The sequence below is a fragment of the Brevirhabdus sp. genome, from assembly GCF_052826345.1.
The window spans coordinates 1-13,896 of the sequence record NZ_JBRBUA010000069.1 but is presented as its reverse complement, the minus strand read 5'-3'; the positions used below and the strand labels follow the sequence as shown (position 1 = coordinate 13,896).

12 protein-coding genes and 1 tRNA gene are annotated in these 13,896 nt (G+C 65.8%); 10 read left to right on the top strand and 3 right to left on the bottom strand.

The genetic code is table 11. The features are described 5' to 3' along the window. Positions 1–19 precede the first annotated feature (19 nt). Positions 20–862 (bottom strand): SseB family protein, encoded by an 843-nt coding sequence (locus ACU0BR_RS08660; RefSeq protein ID WP_446156440.1) that lies wholly within the window; start codon positions 860–862, stop codon positions 20–22. Then, positions 855–1,478 (bottom strand): uracil-DNA glycosylase family protein, encoded by a 624-nt coding sequence (locus tag ACU0BR_RS08655; protein WP_446156439.1) that lies wholly within the window; start codon positions 1,476–1,478, stop codon positions 855–857. Before ACU0BR_RS08655 ends, ACU0BR_RS08660 begins: the two co-directional genes overlap by 8 nt. Positions 1,479–1,651: 173 nt before the next feature. Here ACU0BR_RS08655 and ACU0BR_RS08650 point away from each other — a divergent pair, with 173 nt between their 5' ends. The 5 genes from ACU0BR_RS08650 to ACU0BR_RS08630 all read left to right on the top strand — a co-directional run bounded on the left by ACU0BR_RS08650 (position 1,652) and on the right by ACU0BR_RS08630 (position 7,942). After that, on the top strand, positions 1,652–2,914 hold the full coding sequence (locus ACU0BR_RS08650) for a Na+/H+ antiporter NhaA (RefSeq protein WP_446156438.1): 1,263 nt from the start codon (positions 1,652–1,654) through the stop codon (positions 2,912–2,914). 270 nt (positions 2,915–3,184) lie between these two features. Further along, positions 3,185–3,844, top strand: coding sequence for an ABC transporter ATP-binding protein (locus tag ACU0BR_RS08645; RefSeq protein WP_446156437.1), 660 nt, complete (start codon positions 3,185–3,187; stop codon positions 3,842–3,844). Beyond that, a complete protein-coding gene (locus ACU0BR_RS08640; RefSeq protein ID WP_446156436.1) occupies positions 3,828–5,555 on the top strand; it encodes a capsule biosynthesis protein in 1,728 nt (575 codons plus the stop codon). The genes ACU0BR_RS08645 and ACU0BR_RS08640 overlap by 17 nt, the downstream gene beginning before the upstream one ends. Before the next feature lie 2 nt (positions 5,556–5,557). Further along, positions 5,558–6,391, top strand: coding sequence for a 3-deoxy-8-phosphooctulonate synthase (gene kdsA, locus ACU0BR_RS08635; protein WP_446156435.1), 834 nt, complete (start codon positions 5,558–5,560; stop codon positions 6,389–6,391). A gap of 15 nt (positions 6,392–6,406) precedes the next feature. Then, the gene (locus tag ACU0BR_RS08630; protein ID WP_446156434.1) at positions 6,407–7,942 is read left to right on the top strand and encodes a phosphomannomutase/phosphoglucomutase; all 1,536 of its coding nucleotides are present in this window, start codon (positions 6,407–6,409) and stop codon (positions 7,940–7,942) included. Here the strand turns inward: ACU0BR_RS08630 and ACU0BR_RS08625 are convergent. Then, entirely contained in the window at positions 7,934–8,422 is a 489-nt protein-coding gene (locus ACU0BR_RS08625) for a GbsR/MarR family transcriptional regulator (protein WP_446156433.1), read from the bottom strand. The genes ACU0BR_RS08630 and ACU0BR_RS08625 overlap by 9 nt on opposite strands. Before the next feature lie 159 nt (positions 8,423–8,581). Between ACU0BR_RS08625 and ACU0BR_RS08620 the strand changes: the two genes are divergently transcribed. The 5 genes from ACU0BR_RS08620 to ACU0BR_RS08600 all read left to right on the top strand — a co-directional run bounded on the left by ACU0BR_RS08620 (position 8,582) and on the right by ACU0BR_RS08600 (position 13,810). Further along, a complete protein-coding gene (locus ACU0BR_RS08620; protein ID WP_446156465.1) occupies positions 8,582–9,652 on the top strand; it encodes an efflux RND transporter periplasmic adaptor subunit in 1,071 nt (356 codons plus the stop codon). Continuing rightward, positions 9,649–9,996: a hypothetical protein gene (locus ACU0BR_RS08615; protein ID WP_446156432.1), complete on the top strand. Its 348-nt coding sequence runs from the start codon at positions 9,649–9,651 to the stop codon at positions 9,994–9,996. The genes ACU0BR_RS08620 and ACU0BR_RS08615 overlap by 4 nt, the downstream gene beginning before the upstream one ends. Further along, a complete protein-coding gene (locus tag ACU0BR_RS08610) occupies positions 9,993–13,043 on the top strand; it encodes an efflux RND transporter permease subunit (protein WP_446156431.1) in 3,051 nt (1,016 codons plus the stop codon). Before ACU0BR_RS08615 ends, ACU0BR_RS08610 begins: the two co-directional genes overlap by 4 nt. Before the next feature lie 168 nt (positions 13,044–13,211). Continuing rightward, positions 13,212–13,286: transfer RNA gene (locus ACU0BR_RS08605), tRNA-Gln, on the top strand. 311 nt (positions 13,287–13,597) lie between these two features. After that, the gene (locus ACU0BR_RS08600; RefSeq protein ID WP_446156430.1) at positions 13,598–13,810 is read left to right on the top strand and encodes a hypothetical protein; all 213 of its coding nucleotides are present in this window, start codon (positions 13,598–13,600) and stop codon (positions 13,808–13,810) included. Positions 13,811–13,896 lie beyond the last annotated feature (86 nt).

Sequence of the window (13,896 nt, the reverse complement as noted above, 5' to 3'; positions counted from 1 at the left end):
AGAGGCAACACGGCCGATGTCAGCGCAAGATCGGCGGGCGGGCCGGGTCGCTGCCGGGGGCCGCGACGGGCCGCGCCACGCGGGCCGCGCGTTGCGGCAGGTCGAACCGCAGCCCCGCACGGGCCAGCAGCGCGCAGATCGGATCGGCGGCATCGAAAAACGCCACATCCATCACGCCTTCTTCCACGCCGCTGAAGATCAGCGCCTCGCCCGCCGCCTGCGCCAGCGCCTGTTCCGCGCCCGGGGCCGCATCTACAAAGGCCAGCAGGTGGCCGCGCCCCCCGTCGCTGTAGCGCACGGCCGCCAGATAGGCTGCACGGGCCATGCCCTCGGCCATGCCCAGCTTGGTATCCAGCCCCTGCAACAGCGATCGGGGCAGATCGCGCGGGCGCTCGACCTCCACCGGGCGGGCCTCTGCCACGGCGGGAGCATGGCTAAGCGTCCGGGCGAGCCAGGCCACCGCGCCCGGCGGGATCAGGATCGAGGAGGGCGCGACCTCCAGGTTGACCCCCATGCCCAGTCCGGCGCGCGCCAGCATCGCCACCAGCGCGCGCCCCGATAGCGCCGCATAGGGCGCGGGCGCGCCGACGAACCGGCTCAGGCGGTGTTCCCGGTCGAAAACCAGCACATAGTCGTCTTGCTCCACCGGAAAGACGCGGGGGTCTATGCGCCGGTCGTCCGCCCCCTCTTCATCGGCGCCTCTTGCGGCATCATCCTCGGCGCGGTGCTCGGGGTCTGCATTCAGCAACAGGTGCAGCTCGGTATCTGCCAGCCGTTCGTAGAACCGCAGCCGCCGCGCGGCATCGTCGGGCGCGGCCTGCATCTCGGCGTGGGCCGCATCCAGCGCGGTCGTTTCAGTCATCGGCCATCACCTCTTTCACGCGTCGACGCAACTGCGGCAGCAGATCCTCGGCGAACCACGGATTCTTCTTGAGCCATCCGGTATTGCGCCAGGACGGGTGCGGCAAGGGAAAGACGCGCGGCGCGAAGGATTGCCACGCCTCGACGGTGCGCGTCACACCCGCCCGGGCCGGGGCGCCCAGGTGCCATTTCTGCGCATAGCCGCCCACCAGCAGCGTCAACGGCACATCGCTCAGCGCCGCCATCACCCGCCCGCGCCAGATCTGCGCGCAGAGCGGCGGCGGCGGCAGATCGGACCCGGCCGCGTTGTAGCCGGGAAAGCAAAAGGCCATGGGAACGATCGAGACGCGTTCGCGGTCATAGAACACGGCGTCGTCCAGACCCAGCCAGTCGCGCAGCCGGTCGCCCGAGGGGTCGCTGAACGGCACGCCCGCCGCATGTACGCGCGCGCCCGGGGCCTGCCCCGCGATCAGGATGCGCGTGCCGGGCCGGAACCAGACCACCGGCCTGGGGGCGTGGCGTGTGGCCGTCGCGGCAAAGCGGTCACGGCACAGATCGCAGGCACGGATCTGCGCGGCGAGATCCCCGGGCGCGGCGCTGGCATCTGTGTTTCCCATGGCGCCCAGATAGGAAGTTCGCCCGGTTTCGCAATAGCCAGTGCGACCGTGCGCGCGGCAGCGCGCAAAGTCGCATCCGAACGGGTCCTTTCCGCGCGAATTACGGCACCCCGACTGTTGCCCGATGATAACCCATTCAATAGGATGCGGCTGAAAAAAATGAGGAGGTATCGGTGTATCGCGTCTGGAACTTTATAACGAACTATTCGTTACTGCTGATCTTTGGGGCGTTGATCGCGCTGATTTGGGCGAATACCGACCCTGCCAGCTATCACGCCTTCGTGGAATTTCCCCTGATCGAGGACTTTTTCTTCGGGGCGCTGCACGATGACGGCCAGGGGCATCTGGTGCGCACGCTGACGCTGCACTACCTCGTCAACGACTTGCTGATGGCGTTCTTCTTCGCGGTCGCGGCCAAGGAAGTCTGGGAAGCCGTCATCCTCGAAAACGGCTCGCTGCGCGGCAGCAAGGCGCTGACGCCGCTGTTCGCGACGGCGGGCGGCATGGCGGGGCCGATCCTGGTGTATCTGGGTCTGGCCGCCTTTCTGGGCTCAGACGTCTATGACGCCGTTTCGCGCGGCTGGGCGATCCCGACCGCCACCGATATCGCGTTTTCCTATCTGGTGGGCCGGGTCGTGTTCGGCGCGGGCCACCCCGCAGTGCGTTTCCTGCTGCTGCTGGCGATCGCCGATGACGCGGCCGGGCTGATCATTCTGGCGGTCTTCTATCCGTCGGCGGCACTGGTGCCTGCCTGGCTGCTGGTGGCGCTCGCGGCCTCGGTCACGGTATATGTGCTGTTCAACTGGTTGCCGCGGCGCATGGATGCGGGCAAGCAGCATCGCCCGAATTCGACCTGGGTGCGCAACAAGCTCAGCTTCTGGCCCTATCTGGTCGCGGGCGCGATCAGTCTTTACGCGTTTCAGGAAAGCGGTCTGCATCCCGCGCTCGGCCTGCTGCCGATCGTGCCTGCCATTCCGCACGCCGACCGCGCCTTCGGCATCTTCGCCGAAGCGGAGCAATATCTGACCGACCTGCTGAACCATATCGAGCATCTGCTGAAACACCCGGTCGAGGTCATCCTGTTCTTCTTCGGCCTGATGAACGCCGGGGTCGAGTTCTCGGCGATCGGCGCGCCGACCTGGCTGGTGCTGGCGGGTCTGCTGGTCGGCAAGCCGGTGGGGATCTTTCTGTTCGGCTGGTTCGCCGCCCGCCCGATGAAGCTGGGCCTGCCCGCCGGCATGCGCGTGCTCGATCTGATCGTGGTCGGATTCGTGGCGGCGATCGGCTTTACCGTCTCGCTGTTCGTGGCCTCCGTCGCCTTCGAAAGCGGGCCGGTGCAGGATGCCGCCAAGATGGGCGCGCTGTTCAGCTTTGCCGCGGCACTGTTGTCGCTGGTCGCCGGTGTCGTGTTGCGCGTCGAAAAGCAGAAGGACTGACAAAGGCGCATCTGACCCTCAATGCCCGGACCGGCCCGTCGTGCCGGTCCGGGACCCCCGCCTTTCCGGCCGGATCGGGGGCATCGGCCCCGATGCTGTTTCCGTCAGGGGATCAATCGACCGGCCGGGACAAGATATCGTCGCGCTTTGGCCGCATATCGTCCGCCCTGCTGGTGCCGCAGACATATTACCGCCCAATTGCCTATTTATGTTACCGATTGACACATAGCTCCATATCAAGTGGACGTCAGCAGTTAGTACGAGGCACCGATGTTAGAGTTCAGTGACGTCAGCAAGTCGTTCTGGACCGGCAAGCAGCACAAGATCATCCTAGATCGTGCGTCTTTCCGGGTGGAACTGGGCAACAGCCTGGGCATTCTCGCGCCCAACGGAACCGGCAAGACGACATTGATCAACATGATGTGCGGCCTGGAAAAACCCGATGAGGGGGTCATCCACCGCGACTGCCGCGTTTCCTTTCCGCTGGGCTTCATGGGGGGGACAAACAACAAGCACACCGCCCGAGAGAACGCCCGCTACATTGCGCGGATGTATCAGCTCGACCCCGATTACGTCGAAGCGTTCTGCCGGTATGTCTGTGGCTTGAAAGAATATTTTGACATGCCCGTCGGCACCTACAGCCAGGGCATGCGCGCACGATTTTCCTTTGCGCTGTTGCTGGCGCTGGAATACGACATTTATCTGATCGACGAGGGGATGCCGTCCACCACGGACAAGGAATTCAACAAGCGCGCCGGTTCGATCCTGCGCGACCGGCTGAAGAATTCAACCGTGGTGATCGTTTCGCATCAGGCCAGCACGCTGGAGAAATTCTGCAATTCCGCAGCCGTCCTGAGCGACGGTCAGTTGCATATGTTCGATTCTTTGCAAGAAGCAAAAAGGCTCTATGATTATGAAACCCAGAGCTAAGAAATTTCGGATCCGCCGCAGCCCCGCCTCCGTGGAGCTTGCAACGGTCCAGCATTCGACGGACCGCCCCGCCGCGGCGGGGCAGGCCTCCGCCACGCGCCAGGGCGCGGCTCAGGCGCGGGCGGCCGCGCCGCAGCCCCGGCGCGGCGAGGAAGAAACCGAGGACGGCTTCGGCAACCGCCTGTTCGCGACGGCGCGCGGCAACAGCGCCGCCGTTGTGTCCGCCCGCCGCGGCGGCACGGAACCCGCGCGCGGCTCGCAGGGCGGGGCCGCCCTGCCCGCCGCGAACCTCACCACCGCCGCCGACGATATCGCCTCCATCCGCAACGAGGGGCTGACGGGCCGACAGCTGCGCATGGCCCGGCGCATCGCGCAGAAACACGGGCTGCGCCCGTCCTCGGATTACGACGCGGTGCATCAGCTGCGCCGCCAGGGCATCGACCCGTTCGAGAAATCCAACATGCTGGAGCTGGTGGCCGATCAGAACCAGGTCCGCAACCTGCCGCAGACCATTCGGCGCACTCCCCTGCCCGCCGAGATGGAAACCGACCGGCCCGAACAGTCGCGCGCGTCGGAGATCATGCGCATCCAGCGCGACATCGCCCGCCGCCGCAAACGGCGCATCGCGCTCCTGATCGCCCGCCTGGCGTTCTTCGTCTTCCTGCCGACGCTTGTGGCGGGCTACTACTATGCGGTGATCGCAACGCCGCTCTATGCGACCGACACGCAATTCGTGATCCAGAAGGCGGAATCGCAGGGCGCCAGCCCGTTGAGCGGGATGTTCTCGGGCACCAGTTTTGCCACCTCGCAGGATTCGATTTCCGTGCAGAGCTATCTTCAGTCACGCGATGCGATGCAGCGGCTGGACCAGGATCTCGGCTTCAAGGCGCATTTCCAGGATCCCGCGATCGACCCGATCCAGCGGCTGGACGCCAATGCCACCAACGAGGACGCCTACAAGGTGTACCAGCGCAACGTGAAAATCGGCTATGACCCGACCGAAGGTGTCGTGCGGATGGAGGTGATCGCCACCGATCCCGCCACATCCGTCGCCTTTTCGCGCGCATTGATCACCTATGCGGAGGAGCAGGTGGATCATCTGACCCAGCGCTTGCGCCGCGACCAGATGGCGGGCGCCAACGAAAGCTACAAGGACGCCGAAGCGAAGATGCAGGCGGCCCAGCTGAAGGTCGTGCAGCTTCAGGAAGCCCGCGGCGTCTTGAGCGCCGAGGCCGAAAGTTCCATGGTCATGGGCCAGATCAACACCTATGAGATCGAATTGCAGAACGAACGCCTGCGCCTGGCGGAGCTGGAGGCCAACCGCCGTCCCAACGAAACCCGCGTGGCGGTATCCAAGGGAAATATTCAGCGTCTCGAACAGGTCATCGCGGATCTGCGCACGAGCCTGACCGAAGGTGGCGAGGGGTCGGGTTCGCTGGCGCGGATCACCAGCGAACTGATGGTCGCCCAGACCGATCTGGAAACCCGGCAACTGATGTTGCAGCAGGCCCTGCAACAGATGGAAACCGCCCGGATCGAGGCCAACCGCCAGACGCGCTATCTGTCGATGGCCGTCAATCCTGTGGCCCCCGACAAGCCGACCTATCCGCGCGTCTTCGAGAACACGTCGCTGGCATTCCTGATCTTTGCCGGGATATATCTCATGGCCTCACTCACCGCATCCATTCTGCGCGAACAGGTCACGAGCTAGACATGAAGACACTCGATATCGCCGGGATAAAGGTCGGAAACGACCTGCCCCTCACCTTCATCGCGGGCCCCTGCCAGCTGGAAACGCGCGACCACGCGCTGATGATCGCCGAGGCGATGCAGGCGATATGCGAGCGCGCCGGGGCCGGTTTCATCTTCAAGGCCTCCTACGACAAGGCCAACCGGACCTCGCTGTCGGGCCGACGCGGGCCGGGCATGGATGAGGGGCTGCGCATCATGGCCGACATCCGGGACACGCTGGGCGTGCCGGTGCTGACCGACGTGCATGATCCCGCGCATTGCGACACGGTCGCACAAGCGGTCGATGTTCTGCAGATCCCCGCCTTCCTGTGCCGGCAGACCGATCTGCTGCTGGCGGCGGGCCACAGCGGTGCTGCGGTAAACGTCAAGAAGGGCCAGTTCCTGGCGCCCTGGGACATGCCCAATGTCGTGGCCAAGATCGAATCCACCGGCAATGAGCGGATTCTGCTGACCGAACGCGGATCATCCTTCGGCTATAACGCGCTGGTTGCGGATATGCGCGCGTTGCCCGAGATGATGAAAACCGGGTACCCGGTGGTGATGGACGCCACCCATTCGGTGCAACAACCCGGCGGGCTGGGCGGCGCCAGCGGCGGGCAGCGCGAATTCGCGCCCGTGATGGGGCGGGCGGCGACGGCCATCGGCGTTAGTGCAATCTTCATGGAAACGCACGAAGATCCCGACAACGCGCCCTCCGACGGGCCGAACATGATACCGCTGGATCGCATGGACGATCTGGTCAAGGGTCTGATGCGCTTTGACAAGGTCGCAAAGGACGATCCCATCCGCCTGTAACAAAAGGCCCCGCGCATGTCCGACCCGAAACTGAACGATCTGTCGGATGCGGCCCCGCCGGTCCCGCTGGCGCAGGTTACGGCGGACAGCTGGGATTTTCTGGACTACCCGATGATCGCGCCTTCGGGGTTTCGCGAGTACGATGCGCGCTGGCGGTACCCGGCGCAGATCAACCTGCAAGGCTTCATTGCGCTGGGTCTGGGCATCGGCACCCAGATGCACCGCGCCCGCATCGCCCCGCGCATCCTGGTGGGCAATGATTTCCGCGAATATGCCCCGGCGGTGAAACATGCGCTGATGCTGGGATTGCAGCAGGCGGGGATCGCGGTGACCGATATCGGCACCTGCGTGACGCCGATGGCCTATTTCGCGCAGATCCGGCTGGGCATCGCGGCCGTGGCGATGGTGACCGCATCGCATAATCCCAACGGCTGGACCGGGGTAAAGCTGGGGTTCGCAGCCCCCCTCACCCATGGCGTCGAACAGATGCGCGAGCTGCGCGACATCGTCATGCAGGGAGGCGCGCGCGCGCGGGCGGGCGGGCAGATCACACGCGGACCGGCCCTGCGCACCGCCTATCTGGCCGATGCGGCGCGCGGGCTCCGGCTGACGCGCCCGCTGCGCATCGTCTGCGCCACCGGAAACGGCACCGCATCGCATTTCGCCCCCGAGCTGCTGGAAACGCTCGGCGCGCAGGTGGTGCCGCTGCATACGCGGCCCGATTTCAGCTTTCCGCATTACAATCCGAACCCCGAATCGCTGGTCATGCTGCGCGACATGGGCGCGCAGGTGAACCGCAGCGGGGCCGACCTGGGCATCGGCTTCGACGGCGATGGCGACCGCTGCGGGGTGGTGGATCATCGGGGGCGGGAAATCTTCGCCGACAAGCTGGGGCTGATCCTGGCGCGTGACATCGCGCTGCGGCATCCGGGCGCGCATTTCGTCACCGACGTCAAATCCACCGGGCTTTTCGCCAGCGACCCGGTGCTGCGCCGCGCCGGGGCGACGGTGGAATACTGGAAAACCGGGCACAGCCATATGAAACGCCGGGTGCAGGAAACGGGCGCGCTGGCGGGGTTCGAAAAATCCGGACATTTCATCCTGGCCCCGCCGCTCGGCCACGGGTTCGACTGCGCGTTTCGCGCGACGGCGGAACTTTGCGCTCTGCTGAACCGCCACCCCGGCAGGAGCATCGCCGATCTTTACGCCGAGCTGCCTGAAACCTGGTGCAGCCCGACGTTGTCGCCCGCCTGCCCGGACTGCGAGAAATACGGCGTCACCCGGCGCATCGCCGAAAAGCTCGCCGCCCGGATGGCAGCCGGAGAGGGCCTGGCGGGGCGCGCCATCGTGGACATCAACCGGGTCAACGGCGCGCGTGTCAGTCTGACGGATGGCAGTTGGGTGCTGGTGCGGGCTTCCTCCAACACCCCCAATCTGGTGGTCGTCTGCGAAAGCACGCAAAGCCGGGCAGATCTCAAGGCGCTGTTCGAGGCGATAGATGCGCTGCTGCGGCACGAACCCGAGGTCGGCCCCTATGACCAGTCACTCTGAGCGCCCGGTTCCCTCGGGCGCGCCCGCGCGCAGACGGTCGACCGCCATCGCCAGACTATCGGCCACCGCGCCGTAGAGCGACGCGTAGCCAAGCAGGCGGGATGCGACGTCGGGCCGATCCTGAGGCAGCGTGCCAACGATCTGCCGGATGTTCCGGCTGGTCGCCTGGGCCCGGCGCCCGACCCCGTTCAGGATGCTGTCGTAAGGGTCGGAAACCATCTGGAAGTAATCCTGACGGTCGCCCGGCTTGGAAATCCGCTCGATCATGCCGCGTTCGACCAGCAAGCGCGCGTTGGAACTGATGCTGCCGCGGCTGACCTGCAATTGCGTGGCAAGTTCGCTGAACGAATAGGGCCGACCGTCGAATATCAGCAGGCCCATCAACCGCCCCGAGATCCGGGGCATCCCCTCGGCCTGAGTGACCATCCCCATCATCTCGATAAACCGTTCGCGCGTCCGTTCGAAACCTTCCTCGGCCATCCATTTTCCCAAAGCTGGTGATGCGGTGTTCGTCTGGCGCGACCCAATCAAATTCATTACGTTCAGTCAATACTGAAACTAATCGTTGACGTGTCGGCGCCCAGGCTCTAATTCGCGTTCAGCCATTTCTGAACAGACGGGATTGATGCGGTGGACAGGATGATTTTCTTTACGGCACGAAAATTCCTTGTGGCAGGCGGGCTTGCGATCGGATTGGCGGCCGGTGCCATGGCCTCGCCGGAGGGCGCGCGGGCCCAATCCGGCCAGCCCGCCGCCGCGGAGTCCCCCGCCCCGGAGCCCCCCGCCTCGGAGCCCCCCGCCCCGGAAAACCCCGCGCTCCCGCAGGCGCAGCCCGATCCGAAGCCCACCGCCCAGTCCGCGCCGCCGCCGAGCGTCACCGCCGCCACCGCCGAGAGGCATGAGATGATCGGCCGGGTGCCGGTTTCCGGCACGCTGGTCGCGCGGCGCGAGATCCTGGTCTATCCGCAGGTCAGCGGCTATACGATAGACAGTATCGCGGTCGACGAAGGCGATTTCGTCTCCGAGGGCGATGTGCTGGCACAGCTGAACGACACCACCCTTCAGGCCCAGTATGCCCAGGCGCAGGCCGAAGCCGCGCGCGCGCAGGCCGCGGTCAGTCAGGCCTCCAGCCAGATCGCCTCGGCGGATGCGTCGAAGACCCAGGCCGATGCGGCGCTGTCGCGCACCTCGCGGCTGCGGGCTTCGGGCAACGTGTCGCAGGCCACGCTGGACGATGCGCAGGCCAAGGCCCAGACGGCCGCCGCCGCCGCGCAATCGGCGCGCGACGGGCTTGCGGTGGCGCAGGCCCAGATGCAGCAGGCGCAGGCGCAACTGCGGATCGCGCAGCTCAACCTCGATCATGCGACCCTGCTGGCCCCTGCCTCCGGCCTCATCTCGCAGCGCAACGGCCAGATCGGCGCGATCGCGGCCTCCGGCGGGGAACCCATTTTCCGCCTGATCCAGGATGGCGTGGTCGAGGTCCGGTCCGAGGTGATCGAAACCGCCCTCGCGCAGATTTCCGACGGCGACCCCGCGCAGATCGATATTGCCGGGATCGGCCGGGTCAACGGCAAGGTCCGCCTGATCGCGCCCACGGTCGACCCGGTCAACCGGCTGGGCACGGTGCTGATCTCGCTCGAGTCCACGGACAGCCTGCGCTCGGGCTGTTCGCGGGCGGCTGGATCATCACCGACCGGCGCGACAGCGTGACGGTGCCCGCCACCGCGGTGCTGACCGACGGCACGCAGAATTACGTGCTGCGCCTACAGGACGGCGTGGTTGAGCGGCGCGAGGTGGCGGCCGGGCTGATCTGGGACAACCGGCGTGAGATCCTGACGGGCCTGGCCGAAGGCGACGCGGTCATCGCCAAGGCCGGCGCGTTCTTCGGGGATGGCGACCGGGTGAAACCGGTCTTTCCCGATCAACCCGGAGTCAGCGGCGCCGCCCCGACCCCGCCTGCCCCCCCAGCGCCCGCCGCTGAAACCGGCGCGGCCCCGGCCAAGGCCGCCCCCCCCGCCGAAGATGCCGCCGCCGCAGCCGGAGACGTCAAATGAACATGTCCACCTGGGCGATCCGCAAGCCGGTCCCGACGCTCGCGCTGTTTCTGGTGCTGTGCATCGTGGGCCTGGTCAGCTTTCTGCGGCTGCCGGTGACGCAGTTTCCCAACATCGACATTCCGATCATCACCGTGACGATTTCCCAGCCCGGCGCCGCCCCGTCGGAAATCGCGAGCCAGGTGATCAAGCCGCTCGAAAGCGCCGTGTCCGATGTAACCGGGGTCAAGCATGTCACCGCGGTGGCGTCGGATTCCGCGGCCTCCATCACGGTCGAATTCTCGCTGGAAACCGACACGGACCGGGCGCTCAACGATATCAAGGATGCCGTGGCCGGCGTGCGCGGCGATCTGCCCGATTCCATCACCGAGCCGGTCATCAAGCGCGTCGACGTGACCGGCCGCCCGATCCTGACCTACGCGGTGTCGGACCCGACCCGCAGCATAGATGCGCTGTCGTATTTCGTGGATGAGGTCGTCGCGCGCGACTTGCAGACCGTCGAGGGCGTGGGCCAGGTTTCCAGGATCGGCGGCGCGGACCGCGAAATCAGGGTCGATCTCGATCCGATGCGGCTTCAGGCGTTGCGATTGACGGCGGCGGATGTGAACAACCAGCTGCGCTCGGTCAATATCGACCTGGGCGGCGGGCGCGGCGATCTGGCGGGACAGGAATACAGCATCCGCGCGCTTGGCAGCGCCGACAGCGTCGAGCAGCTGGCCGCGACGCCGCTGACGCTGCCTTCGGGGATGACAGTGCGGCTGGACCAGCTGGGCACCGTCACCGACGGCGCGGCCGAGGTGCGCAGCTTTGCACTGTTCGACGGGCAGCCTGTCGTGGCCTTCGGCGTGTTCCGCGCCACCGGCAAGAGCGACCTCGTGGCCGGCGACAACGCCAAGGCCGCGCTGGAAAAGCTGATCGCAAAATATCCCAACGTGCGGGTGTCGCTGATCGACGACGCGACCGTCTATACCCAGGGCAATTACCAGAGCGCGATGGACACGCTTTACGAAGGGGCCGCGCTCGCGATCATCGTGGTGTTCCTGTTCCTGCGCAACTGGCGTGCCACGCTGATCACCGCCGTGGCCCTGCCGCTGTCGATCATCCCGACCTTCATCGTGATGAACTACCTGGGATTTTCGCTGAACACGGTCAGCCTGCTGGGCATCACGCTGGTCACCGGGATCCTGGTCGACGACGCCATCGTCGAGATCGAGAACATCGTGCGCCACATCCAGATGGGCAAACCCGCCTATGAGGCGTCCGAGGAAGCGGCGCGCGAAATCGGCACCACCGTGATCGCCATCAGCTTCACCATCGTCGCGGTCTTTGCGCCCGTCAGCTTCATGTCCGGGATCGCCGGGCAGTATTTCAAGCAATTCGGCCTGACCGTCGCGGTGGCGGTGCTGTTTTCGCTGCTGGTCGCACGGCTGATCACGCCGATGATGTCGGCCTATTTCCTGCGCGACGGGATCGAACCCGAGGTGGAAAAGGACGGCTTCCTGATGCGCCGCTACATGGGCATCCTGCGCTGGACGCTGCACAACCGCACGATCACCCTGCTGCTGGGGCTGGGGATCTTTGCGGGGTCGATCTATTCGGCGACGCTGCTGCCGACCGAATTCGTGCCGTCTGCCGATACCGGGCGGGCGACCATCTCCGTCGAGCTGCCGCCGGGGTCCACGCTGGCCGAAACCCGCGAAACCGCGCGCCGGATCTCGCAGGATGTGATGCAGGTCCCCGAGGTGCAGAACGTATTCGTCGACGGCGGCTCGGGCGGCATCACCAAGGCGCAGATCGTGGTGAACATGGGCCAGAAAAGCACGCGGGACAGATCCTCGTTCGCCATTCAGGACGAGCTGGAAAAGCGCCTCGCGGATGTGCCCGATGTGCGGTTGAACTTTCTCAAGGAAAACGGCCAGCGCGATATCTCGGTCAATGTGCTGGGCGACAGCGAGGCCGCCGCCGCCGCCGCGGCGCGCACCCTCGCCCGCCAGATGAATGCGCTGCCCAGTGTGCAGAACGCCTCCAGCAGCGCATCGCTGACCCGCCCCGAGATCCAGATCACCCCCAAGCCCGAACTCGCGGCGGAAATGGGCGTGACGGCAGCGGCGCTGGCCAGCACCATCCGCATCGCCACGATCGGCGACAGCGGCTCGAACGTGGCCAAGTTCAACACCGGCGAGCGTCAGATCCCGATCACCGTGCGCCTGAACGAGCAATCGCGCCGCGATCTGCTGCAACTGGCCGGACAGCGGGTGCCCAGCACCACCGGCCAGCCCGTCCCGCTGGAAGTCGTGGCCGACATCGCCCTGTCCACCGGCCCCAGCACGATCGAACGCTACGACCGGCAGTATCGCACCGCCGTCGAGGCGGACCTGGCCCCCGGCGCGTTGCTGGGCCCCGCGACGCAGGCGGTCGCCGAGCTGCCCGTCGCACGGAACATGCCGGAAGGCACCTCGGTGCAGAGCGCGGGCGACGCCGAGGTGATGGGAGAGGTCTTCACCTCCTTCGGGCTCGCGATGGGCGCGGGCGTGCTGCTGGTGTATGTCGTTCTGGTCCTGCTGTTTTCCAGCTTCATCACGCCGGTGACGATCCTGATGTCACTGCCGCTGGCGATCGGCGGGGCGATCTTCGCCCTCTACCTGAACGGGTCGGCGATCGGACTTTCGGTGGTGATCGGCTTTCTGATGCTGATGGGGATCGTCACCAAGAACGCCATCATGCTGGTCGAATTCGCGAGCGAGGCGATGGGAAAGGGCGTGCCCCGCGACGAGGCGATGCTGGACGCGGGCCACAAGCGCGCGCGCCCCATCATCATGACGACGATCGCGATGACCGCGGGCATGGTTCCCAGCGCGCTGGCGCTGGGCACGGGCGGCGAGTTCCGCGCACCGATGGCGGTGGCGGTGATCGGCGGGCTGCTGCTGTCGACGCTTCTGTCGCTGCTGTTCGTCCCCTCGCTGTTCAGCGTCATCGACGGGCTGAAAACCCGCCTGCGCCGCGCCATGTTCACCGTCCTGGGCGCGAACAGGCCGCAAAGCACCTGAGCCCGTCGAAACCGCGCGCGCCCGGCCCTCATCGGCCGGCCCTCACCGGCCGGGCACGCGCGATATTCCCGCCCGGCAGAGCGCCGAAACCGGACCGCCGACAAGTGACAATTTTTTAATTTTCGCCCTTGAAGCGCTGAGCCGCACGCAGTAGTTACCGCCCTGCGTTGGGGTGTAGCCAAGTGGTAAGGCATCGGTTTTTGGTACCGTGTATCGTAGGTTCGAATCCTACCACCCCAGCCATGATCCAGAAAAATCCCTCCCTTCCAATGGGATAGCCGTTGATCAAGCGGCAATCCTCTCGTTTCCACGTCGCGGAGGTTCACAAACTGGTTCACATGGGCCGCACGCGACCTCGGAACTCAGGACGTAGATGGGGTCTTCATCTCGTCCGCAGGAACGGAATCTTCCACTTCCGCCGCCGCTGACCCAAGGCGCTGCGTGACGTCGGGGCATCCGAATTTCTCTCCATCTCGCTTCGGACACAGGTCCTGTCCGAAGCGGTAAAGAGGTCGGCTGACCTCCTTGCCGCGACGGAGGCAGGAGAAGAGAAGATGATTTCCGAATTGGCAGATGGACCCGTCAGCGAGTGGCGAACCAAAGCGCTGATACGCGAACACGTGCGCGGCGCCATGGCTGAGATGAGGGCCCGTCAAGAGGCACCCGCCGATGAAACGGAGAGCAGAGCCTATCTGGACGACCTGGAGGGGAAGAAGGCCAGGATCGTGGTGAGCTACTCCCCGTCTCTTGGACAGGATCTGGCATGATTTAAGCTACTCGTTGCACCTGCTGACCGGGTTGGTTGCTATCATTTCTCTGCCAATAGACCAGCGCCGGAGGCTGGCCGCCCAGG

What these genes read in the sequence shown, in the direction of transcription:
- ACU0BR_RS08640 (WP_446156436.1), top strand. Translation starts at nt 3,828, where the DNA reads ATGAAACCCAGAGCTAAGAAATTTCGGATCCGCCGCAGCCCCGCCTCC.
- ACU0BR_RS08625 (WP_446156433.1), bottom strand. Translation starts at nt 8,422, where the DNA reads ATGGCCGAGGAAGGTTTCGAACGGACGCGCGAACGGTTTATCGAGATG.
- ACU0BR_RS08610 (WP_446156431.1), top strand. Translation starts at nt 9,993, where the DNA reads ATGAACATGTCCACCTGGGCGATCCGCAAGCCGGTCCCGACGCTCGCG.
- ACU0BR_RS08655 (WP_446156439.1), bottom strand. Translation starts at nt 1,478, where the DNA reads ATGGGAAACACAGATGCCAGCGCCGCGCCCGGGGATCTCGCCGCGCAG.
- ACU0BR_RS08620 (WP_446156465.1), top strand. Translation starts at nt 8,582, where the DNA reads ATGATTTTCTTTACGGCACGAAAATTCCTTGTGGCAGGCGGGCTTGCG.
- ACU0BR_RS08645 (WP_446156437.1), top strand. Translation starts at nt 3,185, where the DNA reads ATGTTAGAGTTCAGTGACGTCAGCAAGTCGTTCTGGACCGGCAAGCAG.
- kdsA (WP_446156435.1), top strand. Translation starts at nt 5,558, where the DNA reads ATGAAGACACTCGATATCGCCGGGATAAAGGTCGGAAACGACCTGCCC.
- ACU0BR_RS08660 (WP_446156440.1), bottom strand. Translation starts at nt 862, where the DNA reads ATGACTGAAACGACCGCGCTGGATGCGGCCCACGCCGAGATGCAGGCC.
- ACU0BR_RS08600 (WP_446156430.1), top strand. Translation starts at nt 13,598, where the DNA reads ATGATTTCCGAATTGGCAGATGGACCCGTCAGCGAGTGGCGAACCAAA.
- ACU0BR_RS08630 (WP_446156434.1), top strand. Translation starts at nt 6,407, where the DNA reads ATGTCCGACCCGAAACTGAACGATCTGTCGGATGCGGCCCCGCCGGTC.